The sequence below is a fragment of the Halorubrum halophilum genome (assembly GCF_000739595.1).
GTDB classification, from domain to species: Archaea; Halobacteriota; Halobacteria; order Halobacteriales; family Haloferacaceae; genus Halorubrum; species Halorubrum halophilum.
The window spans coordinates 57512-70823 of record NZ_BBJP01000014.1 but is presented as its reverse complement, the minus strand read 5'-3'; the positions used below and the strand labels follow the sequence as shown (position 1 = coordinate 70823).

At 68.9% G+C, this 13312-nt stretch carries 14 protein-coding genes and 1 tRNA gene; 9 read left to right on the top strand and 6 right to left on the bottom strand.

From position 1 onward, the window contains the following. Positions 1-60: 60 nt before the first annotated feature. The 3 genes from ACP96_RS05865 (at position 61) to ACP96_RS05855 (ending at position 2901) form a co-directional block, all read left to right on the top strand. Positions 61-444, top strand: a complete 384-nt coding sequence (locus ACP96_RS05865) for a DUF5820 family protein (protein ID WP_050026808.1) — start codon at positions 61-63, stop codon at positions 442-444. A 149-nt stretch (positions 445-593) separates the two neighbouring features. Further along, complete coding sequence (purF, locus tag ACP96_RS05860) at positions 594-2093, top strand: amidophosphoribosyltransferase (RefSeq protein ID WP_050026806.1); 1500 nt, start codon at positions 594-596, stop codon at positions 2091-2093. A gap of 109 nt (positions 2094-2202) precedes the next feature. Beyond that, a complete protein-coding gene (locus tag ACP96_RS05855; RefSeq protein WP_050032603.1) occupies positions 2203-2901 on the top strand; it encodes a halocyanin domain-containing protein in 699 nt (232 codons plus the stop codon). Between the two features lie 15 nt (positions 2902-2916). On the opposite strand, the gene ACP96_RS05850 is transcribed toward ACP96_RS05855, so the two are convergent. Then, positions 2917-3423, bottom strand: coding sequence for a metal-dependent hydrolase (locus tag ACP96_RS05850; RefSeq protein ID WP_082222472.1), 507 nt, complete (start codon positions 3421-3423; stop codon positions 2917-2919). Positions 3424-3483: 60 nt separating this feature from the next. Then, entirely contained in the window at positions 3484-4044 is a 561-nt protein-coding gene (locus ACP96_RS05845; protein ID WP_050032602.1) for a DUF420 domain-containing protein, read from the bottom strand. A 176-nt stretch (positions 4045-4220) separates the two neighbouring features. Between ACP96_RS05845 and ACP96_RS05840 the strand changes: the two genes are divergently transcribed. Together ACP96_RS05840 and gatE are read left to right on the top strand one after the other, a co-directional pair. Further along, a tRNA-Leu gene (locus tag ACP96_RS05840) sits at positions 4221-4305 on the top strand. A gap of 579 nt (positions 4306-4884) precedes the next feature. Then, positions 4885-6768: a Glu-tRNA(Gln) amidotransferase subunit GatE gene (gatE, locus tag ACP96_RS05835; RefSeq protein ID WP_050032600.1), complete on the top strand. Its 1884-nt coding sequence runs from the start codon at positions 4885-4887 to the stop codon at positions 6766-6768. A 382-nt stretch (positions 6769-7150) separates the two neighbouring features. Here gatE and ACP96_RS05825 read toward each other — a convergent pair whose 3' ends face one another. After that, complete coding sequence (locus ACP96_RS05825; RefSeq protein WP_050026820.1) at positions 7151-7633, bottom strand: Lrp/AsnC family transcriptional regulator; 483 nt, start codon at positions 7631-7633, stop codon at positions 7151-7153. Positions 7634-7815: 182 nt separating this feature from the next. Between ACP96_RS05825 and ACP96_RS05820 the strand changes: the two genes are divergently transcribed. Continuing rightward, positions 7816-8757: a DMT family transporter gene (locus ACP96_RS05820; protein WP_050032597.1), complete on the top strand. Its 942-nt coding sequence runs from the start codon at positions 7816-7818 to the stop codon at positions 8755-8757. A 40-nt stretch (positions 8758-8797) separates the two neighbouring features. Here ACP96_RS05820 and ACP96_RS05815 read toward each other — a convergent pair whose 3' ends face one another. Next, the gene (locus ACP96_RS05815) at positions 8798-9361 is read right to left on the bottom strand and encodes a hypothetical protein (RefSeq protein ID WP_050032595.1); all 564 of its coding nucleotides are present in this window, start codon (positions 9359-9361) and stop codon (positions 8798-8800) included. 191 nt (positions 9362-9552) lie between these two features. Next, entirely contained in the window at positions 9553-9885 is a 333-nt protein-coding gene (locus ACP96_RS05810; RefSeq protein WP_050032592.1) for a 2Fe-2S iron-sulfur cluster-binding protein, read from the bottom strand. A gap of 155 nt (positions 9886-10040) precedes the next feature. Between ACP96_RS05810 and ACP96_RS05805 the strand changes: the two genes are divergently transcribed. Further along, positions 10041-11036: a biotin--[acetyl-CoA-carboxylase] ligase gene (locus tag ACP96_RS05805; RefSeq protein WP_050032591.1), complete on the top strand. Its 996-nt coding sequence runs from the start codon at positions 10041-10043 to the stop codon at positions 11034-11036. Positions 11037-11072: 36 nt separating this feature from the next. Here ACP96_RS05805 and ACP96_RS05800 read toward each other — a convergent pair whose 3' ends face one another. Further along, entirely contained in the window at positions 11073-11603 is a 531-nt protein-coding gene (locus tag ACP96_RS05800; RefSeq protein ID WP_050032590.1) for a universal stress protein, read from the bottom strand. A gap of 128 nt (positions 11604-11731) precedes the next feature. On the opposite strand from ACP96_RS05800, the gene ACP96_RS05795 reads away from it, so the two are divergent. Together ACP96_RS05795 and ACP96_RS05790 are read left to right on the top strand one after the other, a co-directional pair. Beyond that, on the top strand, positions 11732-11989 hold the full coding sequence (locus ACP96_RS05795) for a DUF5789 family protein (protein ID WP_050032589.1): 258 nt from the start codon (positions 11732-11734) through the stop codon (positions 11987-11989). Between the two features lie 100 nt (positions 11990-12089). Beyond that, complete coding sequence (locus ACP96_RS05790; RefSeq protein WP_050032588.1) at positions 12090-13292, top strand: redox-regulated ATPase YchF; 1203 nt, start codon at positions 12090-12092, stop codon at positions 13290-13292. Positions 13293-13312 lie beyond the last annotated feature (20 nt).

The window sequence follows — 13312 nt, the reverse complement described above, 5'->3', positions numbered from 1 at the left end:
CAGAAAACGCCACCCCGCTCGGAGCGCGACCCTTTCAAGCCTCCGCGCCCGACTCCGCCCATGAGCTTCGAGGCGCTGCCGGACGGCTGGCGGGTGTGGAACGAGGAGCCGAGCGGGCGAGCGATCCTCGTCTACCGGCCGGATGTCTTCGGTGGCGACGACCTCCCGTCCGAGTGTCTCCCGACGATCTACCTGACGAACGGCGCGCGCAACTCGCGTCCCGGATCGGGCCAGTACGCCACCGACGAGTGGCACGTCGTCCTCTTCTTGGAGCCCGAGATCGAGGCCGTCTCCGAGACGCGCGAGAGCCGTGAGGCCGGCGCGGCCGCCGCGGTCGACGTCGCGGAGCGGTTCGCCGCCGGCGACGTGGACTACCGGGCCGCGTATCAGGTGCCGCGGGAGGCGTACTTCGAGCGGTTGGACGAGTACGTCGGCGAGGACTGAGAGGGTCGCCACGGGAGAGCTGAGATCGCTGTCGAGTCGGGGGAAAATCTCCGTTTCGATCCACTCTTGTGCATACTTCTGTGGTTTAAACGGGCCATTGTGCCACGAACACGAGGGTTTTTATCGACTCACGCCCCACCGACGTGTATATGCAAGCCGGTGGGGACAACACCGCTGACGAGCCGCGAGAGAAGTGCGGCGTCGTCGGCGTCTCGCTCGCTGACCGCGAGGCCGCGCGACCGCTGTACTACGCGCTGTACGCGCTCCAACACCGGGGACAGGAGTCCGCGGGGATCGTCACGCACGACGGGTTCCAACAGCACAGCCACGTCGAGCGCGGGCTCGTCGGCGACGCGTTCGAGGAGGGCGACCTGGAGTCGCTGTCGGGCGGCACCGGCATCGGTCACGTCCGGTATCCGACCGCCGGCAGCCTCGACAAGAGCTGCGCGCAGCCGTTCTCGGTCTCCTTTAAGTCCGGATCGCTCGGGCTCTCGCACAACGGGAACCTCGTCAACGCCGACGAGGTGCGCGAGGAGCTCGCGGCGGCCGGCCACGCGTTCACCTCCGACGGCGACACCGAGGTGATCGCCCACGACCTCGCGCGCAACCTCTTAGAGGAGGACCTCGTCCGCGCGGTCAAACACACGATGAACCGGATCCACGGCTCCTACTCGCTGGCGATCACCCACGACGACACCGTGTTGGGCGTACGCGACCCCCTCGGCAACCGCCCGCTCTGCCTCGGGAAGATCGACGGCGGCTACGTCCTCGCCAGCGAGTCGGCCGCGATCGACACCCTCGACGGGGAGCTGATCCGCGACGTGCGCCCCGGCGAGCTGGTCGTTCTGGACCCCGACGGGACCGGCTACGACACGTATCAGCTCGTCGAGCGCGAGTCGACCGCCCACTGCTTCTTCGAACACGTCTACTTCGCCCGCCCCGACTCCGTGATCGACGAGAGCCTCGTGTACGAGGTGCGCCGGAAGCTCGGCCGGAAGCTCTGGGAGGAGTCCGGCGTCGAGTCGGACGTGGTGATGCCCGTTCCGGACTCCGGGCGAGCCTTCGCGTCGGGCTACGCCGACGCTGCCGGCGAGACGACCGCGGACGGAGGCCCCCGACCCGAGGGCGATGGCGGCATCGAGTTCGCCGAGGGGCTGATGAAGAACCGCTACGTCGGCCGGACGTTCATCATGCCGACCCAAGACGAGCGGGAGCGCGCGGTCCGACTGAAGCTCAACCCGATCAAGTCGACCGTCGAGGGCAAGTCGGTCACTATCATCGACGACTCGATCGTGCGGGGGACCACCTCGACCCAGCTCGTCGAGCTGGTCCGCGAGGCGGGCGCCGAGGAGGTCCACCTCCGGATCGGCGCGCCGGCGATCGTCGCACCCTGCTACTTCGGCATCGACATGGCGACCCGCGAGGAGCTGATCGCCGCCGACGCCTCCACCGAAGAGATCCGAGAGGAGGTCGGCGCGGACTCGCTGTCGTACCTCTCGATCGACGCGGTCGCCGACGCGCTCGGCGAGAGCCGCGCGGACCTCTGTCTGGGGTGCGTCACGGGCGAGTACCCGTTCGACGTGGCCGGGGAGGAGACGGATCGCGATATCGAGGGGTCCGTGCCCGACGCGACCCCGGCCGACGACTGAGTCCGTCGCCGTCCGCGGTCTCGACCGCACTTCGTCGGCTGCCGACGTCTTCTCACTGCGCGGCGGTGGAATCGGGAATTTAAATACGCCCACGCCGGGAGGTACGCGTATGACATCCGACGCCGACGAGACGACGATGAGTCGCCGCGGGCTGTTCAGGGCCGGCGCCGCGGGTGCCGCCGCCGCGACGGGGCTCGCCGCCGGCTCCGGCGGGGCGGCCGCCCAGTACGACGGCTGGCTGGACGACGTCGACAACTACGACGGCACCCACGACTACACCGGACAGGACGAGGTCACGGTCGAGGTCGGCGCGGTCGACGGCCTCAAGTTCGGGCCGGCGGCGATCCTGATCGACCCCGGGACGACGGTCGTCTGGGAGTGGACCGGCGAGGGCGGCGCGCACAACGTCGTCGCCAATGACGAGACGTTCGACAGCGGCGAGACGGTCAGCGAGGAGGGGACCACCTTCGAGTACACCTTCGACGACGCCGAGGAGGGAGACACGTTCAACTACCTCTGCGTCCCCCACGAGGCGGTCGGGATGAAGGGCGCGGTCGCGGTCGGATCGGTCGACGACGACCTCGTGACGCCCGGCGGTGACGGGGGAGACGGCGGCGACGGCGGGTCGGGCGGAAACCAAACTGACGGCGGAAATGCGTCCGACGGCGGGAACGCCTCCGACGGCGGGTCCGGCGGCCGCGACCTCAGTGTCAACGACATCGGGGCGCTTTCGCTCGCGCTCGGCTTCGCCGGCGCGCTGCTCGTCCCGCTGTTCTACGCCGCCCACAAGATGGCGAACGAGGAGTAAGAGGGTCACCGGAGGTCACCGACCGTCCCTTCGATCGGCGTCGGACCGCGCCCGCAACACGATCAGGACGGCCGCCAGCCACAGCCCCAGTTCGAGGTAAAACGACGGGCTTCCGACGTAGAACCGCGCGAACTCGCCCGGCGGAATCGCGAGCGGGTCAGACCGCGTGAGGGCCGGCCACACGAGGAACAGCGCGTCGCTCGCTCGCCCGTTTACGACGACGTGGAACGCGTCGAGTGCGAGATGCGATCCCCAACCGACCGCGAGCGCGATCGCGCGCCGGTGTCTCACGGCGACGACGACTGCGAGGGGAACCAGCAGCGCGGAGTGGGCGACCGACTGATACGTATCGACGACGCCGAGCGCGCCGAGCGGCTTGTCGACGACGTCCGGGAGCGCGGCCCCGGCGACCGCCCATCCCGTCGAGAGCGTCGGCGCACCTCGGAGTCGTCGCCGGACTCGCGGATGGCCCGCCAGCCAGCCGATTCCGACGGCGACGAGGAGGTGGGTCGGGAACAGCACGTCGGTCTATACGGGCGGCGGCGGCTTCAACGTTCGTCGCCAGATCTGGTGGCAGGCGCCTCAGAACGCGTGGTACAGCATGAGGTAGACGCCGATCCCCATCGTGAAGGAGATCAGCCAGAGCACGGCGGCGACGGAGCCGACCTGTGCGTGTCGAGTGTGATACAGTTCCTCGTACGGGCGGGTGGCGGCGAGCAGCAGCGCGTAGAAGACGAAGGGGATGCAGACGATCGCGAGCAGAATGTGGACCGCGAGAAACGGGAGGTAGACGTACGTGTACACCGTCTCCGGGCCGGGGAACTCGACAGTCCCGACGAGGATCAGGCGGTAGAGGTAGCTCGCGAGGAACGCGACGAACAGCCCGAACGACGAGAGCATGAGCGCCTTGTGGCGGCCGACGTTCCCCCGGGAGATCGCCCGCCAGCCGAGCAGGATGGTGGCGATCGCGGTGAGAGAGATCGCGGCGTTGAGGTGCGGGAGCCCGTCGAGGACCGCGTCGCTCGCGCGCGGGAGCACGCCGCTCGGAATCACGCCGCCGACGGCGCCGAACACGAGCGCGAGCGCGGCGACGGACAGGAGGGCGGTCAGCAACGGGACGTTCTCGCGGGCCCACTCGGACATAAGCGATCGGACGGTCGCCACTCCCAAACGCGTGGCGGTTTCGGTGGGCCAGTTCCGGCGGTCCGTTCGTTGCGTGTGCGTCCTCTCGATCGATGGCAACCCCCGACACGGTCCCGCCGAATGGAAGGGCTTTTAATTAGGGGAAGGGTACGTGGAGACGCGACAGAACACCGCGAGCGTGGGTAGCCAAGCCAGGCCAACGGCGCAGCGTTGAGGGCGCTGTCCTGTAGAGGTCCGCCGGTTCAAATCCGGTCCCACGCATCGCTCGGCGGCACACCCGCCACGATGCACGGTGTTGTCTCTACGACAGCACCCACGCATAATTCCTTTCGACCGCTACTGGCTGAGTGATGACTCTACTGTATGGGGTTTGTTGCGGATCGTCTCTCGGGCGCTCGCAACGAGCTAGCCGATTGCTTATAAACGGTTGACTGCAGATCGACGGCGAACACCTCCAAAGCCCCAGCCGGGAGGAGGGCGCAGACGACGTAAGCACTGCAGGGAGTGAGCAGCGCGAGCGACCAAAGCGCGCAACGAGTGTGCGCCCTCCTCCCGACTGCCCCTTTGAGTCCCACCCACCCGCTATCACCCCACACCTCCCCAGCCTCGTCAGTCGCCCTCGCTTCGCTTCGGGCGACTGACTCCAGCGAGGGACCGAAGGTCCCTCTGGCAGCCGGCGCGTAGCGCCGGCGACCTCGCGCGTGCTGCTCGGCCGCAAGGCGGCCTCGCAGGCACGCACCGACCGCATCTGTGTTTTATAAATAACGTCGCCGCTTCCGGTCCCGCATCGCTCGCGCGAACTGCCACCCTTTTAGTCGCGCGCCGTCGGAGTGAGGCGTAATGAGTACGGACGCGACCTCCGAGTACGACTACGAGGAGCTGGGGCTCGTCGCCGGGCTGGAGATCCACCAGCAGCTCGACACGGCGACGAAGCTGTTCTGCGACTCCCCGACCGTCGAACGCGACCCCGAGGAGTCTGACCGGTCGATCACCCGGCGGCTCCACCCGACGAAGAGCGAGCTCGGCGAACTCGACGACGCCGCGATGGAGGAGAGCCGCGTCGACCGCGAGTTCACCTACCTCGCGTACGACACCACCTGCCTCGTCGAGGAGGACGACGAGCCGCCCCGCCGCGTCGATAGCGAGGCCCTCTCCGTGGCCCTCCAGATCGCCGACCTGCTCGACATCTCCGTCGTCGATCAGGCCCACGTCATGCGGAAGCTCGTCATCGACGGCTCGAACACCTCCGGCTTCCAGCGCTCGATCCTGCTCGGTCAGGCGGGCGAGATCGAGACGAGCGAGGGCCGCGTGTCGATCGCGGACCTCATGCTCGAAGAGGAGTCAGCGAAGCGCGTCGAAGAGACCGAAGAAGGAGTTACCTACTCGCTCGACCGGCTCGGCGTCCCCCTCGTCGAGATCGGGACGGGCCCGGACATCCGCAGCCCCGAGGGCGCCCGCGAGGCCGCCGCGCGCATCGGTATGTTGCTCCGCTCGACCGGCGCGGTCAAGCGCGGGCTCGGCACGATCCGGCAGGACGTGAACGTCTCCATCGCCGACGGCGCCCGCGTCGAGGTGAAGGGCGTGCAGGACCTGCAGGGCATCGAGGACATCGTCCGCGGCGAGGTCGGCCGCCAGGCCGAACTGCTCGAGATTCGGGACGAGCTCCGCGAGCGCGACGCGAGCGTGGGCGAGGTCTCGGACGCGACCGACACCTTCGCCGACACCGAGTCGGGAGTCATCCGCGGCGCGCTCGACTCGGGCGGGAAGGTCACCGCGGTCCCCCTGTTCGGATTCGACGGCCTCGTCGGCCGCGAGATCCAGCCGGACCGCCGGCTCGGGACCGAGCTCTCCGACCACGCGAAGCGCCACGGCGCGGGCGGTATCTTCCACACCGACGAGCTCCCGGCGTACGGCGTGACCGACGCGGAGGTCGACGCCCTCCGCGACGCGGTCGGCGCGGGCGATGAGGACGCGGTCGCCATCGTCGCCGCCGACCCCGAGACCGCCGACCTCGCGATCGAGGCCGCCGCCGGGCGCGCCGAGACCGCCATCGAGGGCGTCCCCGAGGAGACCCGCGGCGCCAACGACGACGGGACCACGCGCTACCTCCGGCCGCTCCCGGGCGCCGCCCGGATGTACCCCGAGACGGACGTGCCGCCGGTCGAGCCGGACCCGTCCGACGTGGACCGGCCGGAGCTGCTCGACGAGAAGGCCGAGCGATACGCCGACGAGTTCGGGCTCGACGCCGGCCTCGCCGAGCAGGTCGCGTTCGGCCAGCGGTTCCCCCTGTTCGAGACCGCGGTCGACCGCGGCGCCGACCCCACCTTCGCCGCGTCGACGCTGGAGTCGACGACGACGGAGATTCGGCGGGAAGGGGCGCCCGTCGAGAACCTCACCGACGACCACTTCCTCGACCTCTTCGACCTCGTCGAGGACGGCGACCTCGCGAAGGAGGGCGTCCCGGAGGTGCTGACGACGCTCGCTGAGAATCCCGAGCTGTCGGCGGCCGAGGCCGTCGAGGAGGCCGGGCTGTCGGGCGTGAGCGAAGAGGAGGTCCGAGAGGCCGTGGTGGAGGTCGTCGAGCGCAACGCCGACCAGATCGAAGCGGAGGGGATGGGCGCGTTCTCCGGGCTGATGGGCGAGGCGATGGGCGCGCTCCGCGGGAAGGCCGACGGCGAGGTCGTCTCCGACGTGCTGCGCGAGGAGATCGGTAAGCGGTCGTAGACGTTGCGGTGTGATGGGGTTGTTTATAAGTGATTGCTGAGGTTGGGTCGGACGTATTGCGCGTTTCTGTGGTTTATTTATAAGTGGTCGCTGCCGACATCCTGGTGAACACCTCCAAAGCCCCAGTCGCGACGACTCGCGCGCTTTGCTGCGCTCCTCGCTCGGTCGCTGTCGCTCCCTCGCTGCGGTGCTTGCTACAGCGGGCTTCGTCTCTCCGGGAGACTTCGTCTCCCGTGCCCCCGCTCGCGTTGCTCGCGGGGATCACGACTGCCCCTTTGAGCCCCACCCACCGCAACCGCACCGCAGATCCGTTTATAAACGGTCGTCGCAACACCAATTCTGTTTAAAAATGCCGTCGCCAAAGCGCTGAGACCGCCTTTCCTCAGTCGGTCAGCTCCTCGATCAGCGTGTCGAGGTCGTACGTCGCCGGCGCGCGCGGTTCGTCGCGCAGAGTAGAAATCGTGAACGTCGAGTTCGTGCGCTCGACCTCCGGGATCGCCTCGAAGTCGCTGATGAGGCGCTCGACGGTGTCCGACGAGGAGAGCCGCGCGAGGACGACGAAGTCGGTCTCGCCCATCGTGAAGAACGCCTCCGTGACGCCCTCGACGGCGAGCAGCTCCTCGGCGAACTCCTCGTAAGGCCCCTCGTAGTCCGCGAGCACCTCGACGATCACGGTGACGCCGAGCCCGAGCGCCTCGTGGTCGAGGTCGTACAGGTCGTTCTCGATCACGCCGTCCTCTCGGAGGTTGTTCAGCCGGTAGTGGATCGTCGATACCGGGATGTCGGTCTCCTCGTGGAGCCGCTCGGGACTCCCGGTGCCGAGGTCCGAAATCGCCTTCAACAGCCGCACGTCGCGCTCGTCCATACCTCTCGTTCGCGTGATGGTCTGTTATATATTACGACCGATATACTTGAAGCCAAGTACAAGATTAGGCCTCGTTTCGAGACGAACTCGCATCATATTCGTATGTGTGATTGTTCATTCCAGATACGGGGCAATTCGAGAGATTAGTTTAACTATCTCTGGTGATTTCGAACAGATAACCAATGAATCTGCGGAACCTCATTTCCACTCCCGAATCGATCGTCGCCGCCTTCGTCCTCCTCGCGGTCCTGTGGGGCACCTCCTTCGTCGCCATCGAGGCCGGGCTGCACTACTTCCCACCGCTGCTGTTCGCCGGCGTGCGCTACGCCGTCGCCGGCGCGATCGTGTTGGGCGTCGCCGTTGTCATGTCCGGCAGGACGGTCCCTCGGGGCCGCGACGAGTGGCTCGGCGTCGCCGTCGCCGGCGTCTTCGTGATCGCCGCGTACCACGGCCTGCTGTACGTCGCCGAGCTCCACATCTCGGGCGGTGTCGCCGCCGTAGTCGTGAGTCTCGCGCCGGTGTTGACGGCCACGCTCGCGGCGCTGCTCCTTCCGAACGAGCGGCTCGGCCCCTTCGAGATCGGCGGGTTCGCGCTCGGGATCCTCGGTGTGATCGTGATCGCCGACCCGATGGAGGCGGGGCTCGGCAGTTCCGCGCTCCTCGGCGTCGCGCTCGCGTTCGCCGGCGCGGTCGCCTTCTCGCTGGGCGCGGTCCTGCTCCGCCCGCTCCGCACCGACCTCCCGATCGCCGCGCTGCAGGGGTGGGCGATGGTCTCCGGCGCCGGAATGCTGTTCGTCGGGGCCGCCCTGCTCGGCGAGTCGCCCGCGGCGATCGTCTGGAACGCCACCTCGATCATGTCGCTGTCGTACCTCACGCTGCTGTCGGGCGTCGTCGCGTTCCTGATCTACTTCGCGCTGCTCGACGAGGTGGGACCGACGCAGCTCCACCTCGTCGGCTACGCGGAACCGGTCGTCGCCGCGGTCGGGAGCTGGGTCCTGCTCGGCAGCCTGATCGAGGCGGAGGCGCTCCTCGGATTCGTCGCGATCCTCGCCGGCTTCCTCGTCTTAGAACGCCACGAGATCGCCGCCTACGTCGGCGTCGAAGACGCGCTGCGGGCGCGCTGACCACCGACCGTCTCGTTCCGCCTGGTTCGCCTGCTTCGCCTTATCCGCCGATATCCTCGGTCAGCCCCGCTCGGAGGTCCCGCCCGAAGTAGTGACCGAGCAGCGCTAACGCGAGCCCCGCGCCGCCGCCGACCGCGACGAGCGGCAGCCCCCACTGCGAGAGGTAGTCGATCCCGATCGGGAGGAAGCCGACGCCGAGGACGCTCGTCACCGCGCTCGTCGCGCCCGCCGCGGCCCCGGCGATCCCCGTCTCGACGTACCGACGAGTCGAGACGACGAGGCCAAGCAGGAACGCGGCGAGGAACACGCCTCCTGCTGTCCCGATCGTCCCGCCGATAAGCGGGATCAGACCACCGACGAACACTGCGACGGCGACCGTGACGAGCGCGAGCGCGAAGGCCTTCGCCGAGAACCACCGGCCGGAGATGCCGATTCTGCCGGCCTCCCCAGTCCGGGAACTCCCCGCGCTCGGTTCGGGGGTCGCGGCACCGTCCGTCTCGGCGTCGGGCTCCCCCTCGCCGCCCGCGAGGTCGTCGTCGAGGAGGTCGTCGAGGTCGTCCATCGGATCGCCGTCGGACGCCTCCCGCTCCTTGGAGGGTTGCATACCCGAGCGTTCGCCCGTGAGACCTTGTGTCTTGCGCCGAAGCCGGTCCGAACGCCCCTTGTGTCCCCTCTCCTCCTCTCGTCGAGTCCGCCGCCGACCGCGTGCGACTCGGTAACGCTCGCCGTTTCACCGGAAACACGGTGTCTCCGGTCCGGATCCGGACGGCTCCGACCGCCGGATCGGAGGCGCGCTCACTCCTCGCTGTCGGGTCGCGCCCGCGAGCCCCACACCAGCTTGTCGACCAGCTCGACGGTCATCGGACAGGAGAGGCGCGGATAGCCAAACCGGTCCGCCAGTCGGTCGTGCCAGTGCTCAGGTGCGGGTCCCTCCCGGATCCGGACGCCGCAGGTGGCACAGAGCCCCCGGCCGCCGCAGTTGAGCCGGCGCGTCGCGGCGGCGTACGGCGACAGCCCCGCCTCCAAGAGGGCCCGACGCAGGTTTCGTCCGGGCTCGACCGCGAGCTCGGTCCGGTCGTCGCCGTCGAGGACGGTCAGGAGAACGGTTTCGCGGCCGGAACCGGTCATTCGGCCGAAGTTCGCGCTCCACACGGATAGGCCTGTGCTCGGTCCGATCGGTCGGGCGAGAGCTGGGGTCCGGGCTCGGGCGAGATCCGGCGCTCTGAGTCGGAGAGGAACCGGGACCCGGAACGGCTTTGCACGCTCGCGCCGACCCCGTCGACATGGACACGCGCCGCGCGCTGCTCGACGCTCTCGGCGACGGCCCCGTCTCCGGTCCCGCGCTCGCCGACGACCTCGGCGTGTCGCGGGCGGCGGTCTGGAAGGCAGTCGAGTCGCTCCGCGAGGAAGGGTTCGCGGTCGAGTCGACCTCGGAGGGGTACGTCGCGCCTAAGGACCCCGGCTACTCCGCGGCCGGTATCGAGTTCGGACTCGACGCGCCCTACGCGGTCGAGTACCGCGACCGGATCGCGTCGACGAACGAGCGGGCCCGCGAACTGGCGAGCGACGGGGCCGACGGCGTCGCGGTCGTCGCCGACGAGCAGACCGGCAGCCGGGGGCGACTCGACCGCGAGTGGGTCGCGCCGAGCGGCGGCGTCTGGCTTTCGCTCGCGATCCGGCCCGACGCGCCGCCGGCCCGCGCCCCGCTCTTCACCCTCGCCGCCGCGGTCGCGACGGCCGACGCCTGCCGAGAGGCCGGCGTCGACGCCCACATCAAGTGGCCGAACGACGTGCTCGTGGGGGAGTCCGAGAGCGGAGACGACGGCGAGGGCGGCGCCGACCCCGACCCGGGCGGTCGCGGCGGCCGCAAGGTCGCGGGGATCCTCACGGAGATGGAGGGCGAGGCTGACCGGATCTCGTGGATCGTCCCGGGGATCGGCGTCAACGCCAACATCGACGCCGAGACGCTTCCGGCGGGTGCGACTTCCCTACAGGAGGAACTCGACGGGCCCGTCGACAGGCGCCGGGTCGCCGCGACGCTCCTCGAACGCTTCGCGGCGCTGGCGGGGACGCCCGACCGGATGGACCGGATCCTCCCGGCGTGGCGCGAGCGCGCGAGCACCCTCGGCCGCCGGGTCCGCGTGGACACCCCGAACGGCCCGGTGACGGGCACCGCGATCGACGTGGAGCCGCCAGGCGCGCTCGTGATCGAGACGGCCGACGGTATCCGTCGGGTCCACGCCGGCGACTGCGAACACCTGCGCGACGCCGACGACTGAGGACCGATCGTCGAACGCTCGACACGCGACCGTCGCCTAGCTCTGTCCCGTCGCTTCGGACTCGCCGTCAGCCGACGGTTCGTTCTCGGCCGGAGCGTCGCTTTCGACGGCCCCGTCTCCCGGAATATTTCCGTCCAACCGCACCGTCAGCACGGGGACGCTCGACCCGCGGACCACCTTCTCGGCGACGCTCCCGAGGAGGAGCCGGTCGATCCCGCCGCGCCCGTGCGTGCCCATCACGATCAGGTCACAGCCGTTTCCCTCGGCGTACCGGATGATCTCCTTGCTCGGCGACCCCTCCGCGACCGCCGTCTCGATCCCGAGGTCGGTCTCGGCCGCGAGCGACTCGACCTCCGCGACCGCCTCGTTCGCGTCGTCCCGCAGGAGGTCGCCGACCCCCTCCCAGGAACTCTCCATCGGCATCCCCGCGTAGCTCGCCGTGTCGACCACGTACAGCGCGTGAACGTTCGCGTCGTGGACCGACGCGAGGTCGAGGGCGTGCGCGACCGCCCGCTTCCCCTCGGCGGAGCCGTCGGTCGGGACGAGGATCCGATCGTATAGAGACATATGTTCACATGCACCACAGAGCGGCCCGCACATAACTCTTTGCGCGTTTTGCCGGTTCTTTTTCGGCCGGATCCGTCGGAATTCGGACGAGGGGCGCGTTTAAGGTCCCACGCGTCGATATCTCTATCATGACATCCGAAATAAATCTCTCTCGCGTCGAAGACGAGTTCCGCGACTACTCGTATCCGGCCGCCCGCGAGGATCTCTCCGACTCCTGTGCCGGCACGACCGTGCTGTTCGCCGACGGCGACGCCGACCTCGGCGACCTTGTGGCCGACATCGACCAAGAGCGATTCGAGAGCGCCGAGGACGCTGTCGCCGCGCTCCAGAACGTGCTCCCGATCGAGGCGCTCGGAGAGCCGGGGCAGTCCGACGGCGACGCCTGATCGGACCGATCGAGTCCGGCTGATACGCCCGCACGTCACCGCTCCCCACGCCACGGCGCGTCTCGCATCGCTTTTTACCGTGGATCGCGCACTGCTGGTAATGAGTTACCGGATCGGCCTCGTCGGCAAGCCCTCCGTGGGGAAGTCGACGTTTTTCAACGCCGCGACCATGAACGACGTGCCTGAGGGCGCGTACCCGTTCACCACGATCGACCCGACCGTCGGCGAGGCGTACGTCCGCGTCGACTGCGCCGCCCCCGAGTTCGACGAGACCTGCACGCCGAGCGTCGGCGTCTGCCGCGAGGGCACCCGCTTCGTCCCGGTCAAGCTCGTCGACGTCGCCGGGCTCGTCCCCGGCGCCCACGAGGGCCGCGGGCTCGGCAACCAGTTCCTCACCGACCTCAACGAGACCGACGTGCTGATCCACGTCGTCGACTTCTCGGGCAAGACCGACATCGAGGGCGAGACCACCGAGGGCCACGACCCGCGCGAGGACATCGACTTCTTAGAGGAGGAGCTCGACGCCTGGTACCTCGACGTGTTAGAGAAGGGGCTCGAAAAGTTTGAGACGCGCTACCACGGCGCGGACGCCGCCATCGAGGCGGAGCTCGCCGACCAGATGTCCGCGTTCGGCATCGACAAGGACCGGATGAAACAGGTGATCCTCGCGGAGGGGCTCGAACTCGATCCGGAGACGTGGGACGAGGCCGACAAGGCCGACCTCGCCCGTGAGATCCGCAAGCGCACGAAGCCGATGGTCGTCGCCGCCAACAAGATGGACACCCCCGAGGCGCAGGCGAACTGGGGGGAGATCACGACCGACCCCGACTACGACCACCTCTCGTTCGTCCCCGCGAGCGCTCACGCGGAGAAGGCCCTCAAGAACGCGGACGACGCGGGCGTCGTCGACTACACGCCCGGCGAGAGCGACTTCGAGGTCGTCGACGACGTCTCCGGCGAGCAGGAGGCGGGCTTAGCGCAGATCGGCGAGTTCGTCGCCGAGTACGACGGGACCGGCGTGCAGGGCGCGCTGGAGGAGGCCGTCTTCGACGTGCTCGGGTGTATCGCCGTCTTCCCCGGCTCCGCGAACGGGAGCAAAGACGAGAAGGGCGTCTTCCGCGACTGCTTCATCCTCCCCGGCGGGTCGACGACCGAGGACTTCGCGTTCCACATCCACTCGGACATCGGCGAGGGGCTCCTCCACGGCACCGACTGCCGGAGCGGCCGACAGGTGGGGACGGACCACGAGCTCTCCCACCGCGACGTGATCGAACTGGTCTCGACGAAGCAGGCGGCCCCGTAGGTCGGCGCCGGTTTTCTCGT

What these genes read in the sequence shown, in the direction of transcription:
- purF (WP_050026806.1), top strand. Translation starts at nt 594, where the DNA reads ATGCAAGCCGGTGGGGACAACACCGCTGACGAGCCGCGAGAGAAGTGC.
- gatE (WP_050032600.1), top strand. Translation starts at nt 4,885, where the DNA reads ATGAGTACGGACGCGACCTCCGAGTACGACTACGAGGAGCTGGGGCTC.
- ACP96_RS05815 (WP_050032595.1), bottom strand. Translation starts at nt 9,361, where the DNA reads ATGCAACCCTCCAAGGAGCGGGAGGCGTCCGACGGCGATCCGATGGAC.
- ACP96_RS05805 (WP_050032591.1), top strand. Translation starts at nt 10,041, where the DNA reads ATGGACACGCGCCGCGCGCTGCTCGACGCTCTCGGCGACGGCCCCGTC.
- ACP96_RS05845 (WP_050032602.1), bottom strand. Translation starts at nt 4,044, where the DNA reads ATGTCCGAGTGGGCCCGCGAGAACGTCCCGTTGCTGACCGCCCTCCTG.
- ACP96_RS05790 (WP_050032588.1), top strand. Translation starts at nt 12,090, where the DNA reads ATGAGTTACCGGATCGGCCTCGTCGGCAAGCCCTCCGTGGGGAAGTCG.
- ACP96_RS05855 (WP_050032603.1), top strand. Translation starts at nt 2,203, where the DNA reads ATGACATCCGACGCCGACGAGACGACGATGAGTCGCCGCGGGCTGTTC.
- ACP96_RS05795 (WP_050032589.1), top strand. Translation starts at nt 11,732, where the DNA reads ATGACATCCGAAATAAATCTCTCTCGCGTCGAAGACGAGTTCCGCGAC.
- ACP96_RS05865 (WP_050026808.1), top strand. Translation starts at nt 61, where the DNA reads ATGAGCTTCGAGGCGCTGCCGGACGGCTGGCGGGTGTGGAACGAGGAG.
- ACP96_RS05810 (WP_050032592.1), bottom strand. Translation starts at nt 9,885, where the DNA reads ATGACCGGTTCCGGCCGCGAAACCGTTCTCCTGACCGTCCTCGACGGC.
- ACP96_RS05820 (WP_050032597.1), top strand. Translation starts at nt 7,816, where the DNA reads ATGAATCTGCGGAACCTCATTTCCACTCCCGAATCGATCGTCGCCGCC.
- ACP96_RS05800 (WP_050032590.1), bottom strand. Translation starts at nt 11,603, where the DNA reads ATGTCTCTATACGATCGGATCCTCGTCCCGACCGACGGCTCCGCCGAG.
- ACP96_RS05825 (WP_050026820.1), bottom strand. Translation starts at nt 7,633, where the DNA reads ATGGACGAGCGCGACGTGCGGCTGTTGAAGGCGATTTCGGACCTCGGC.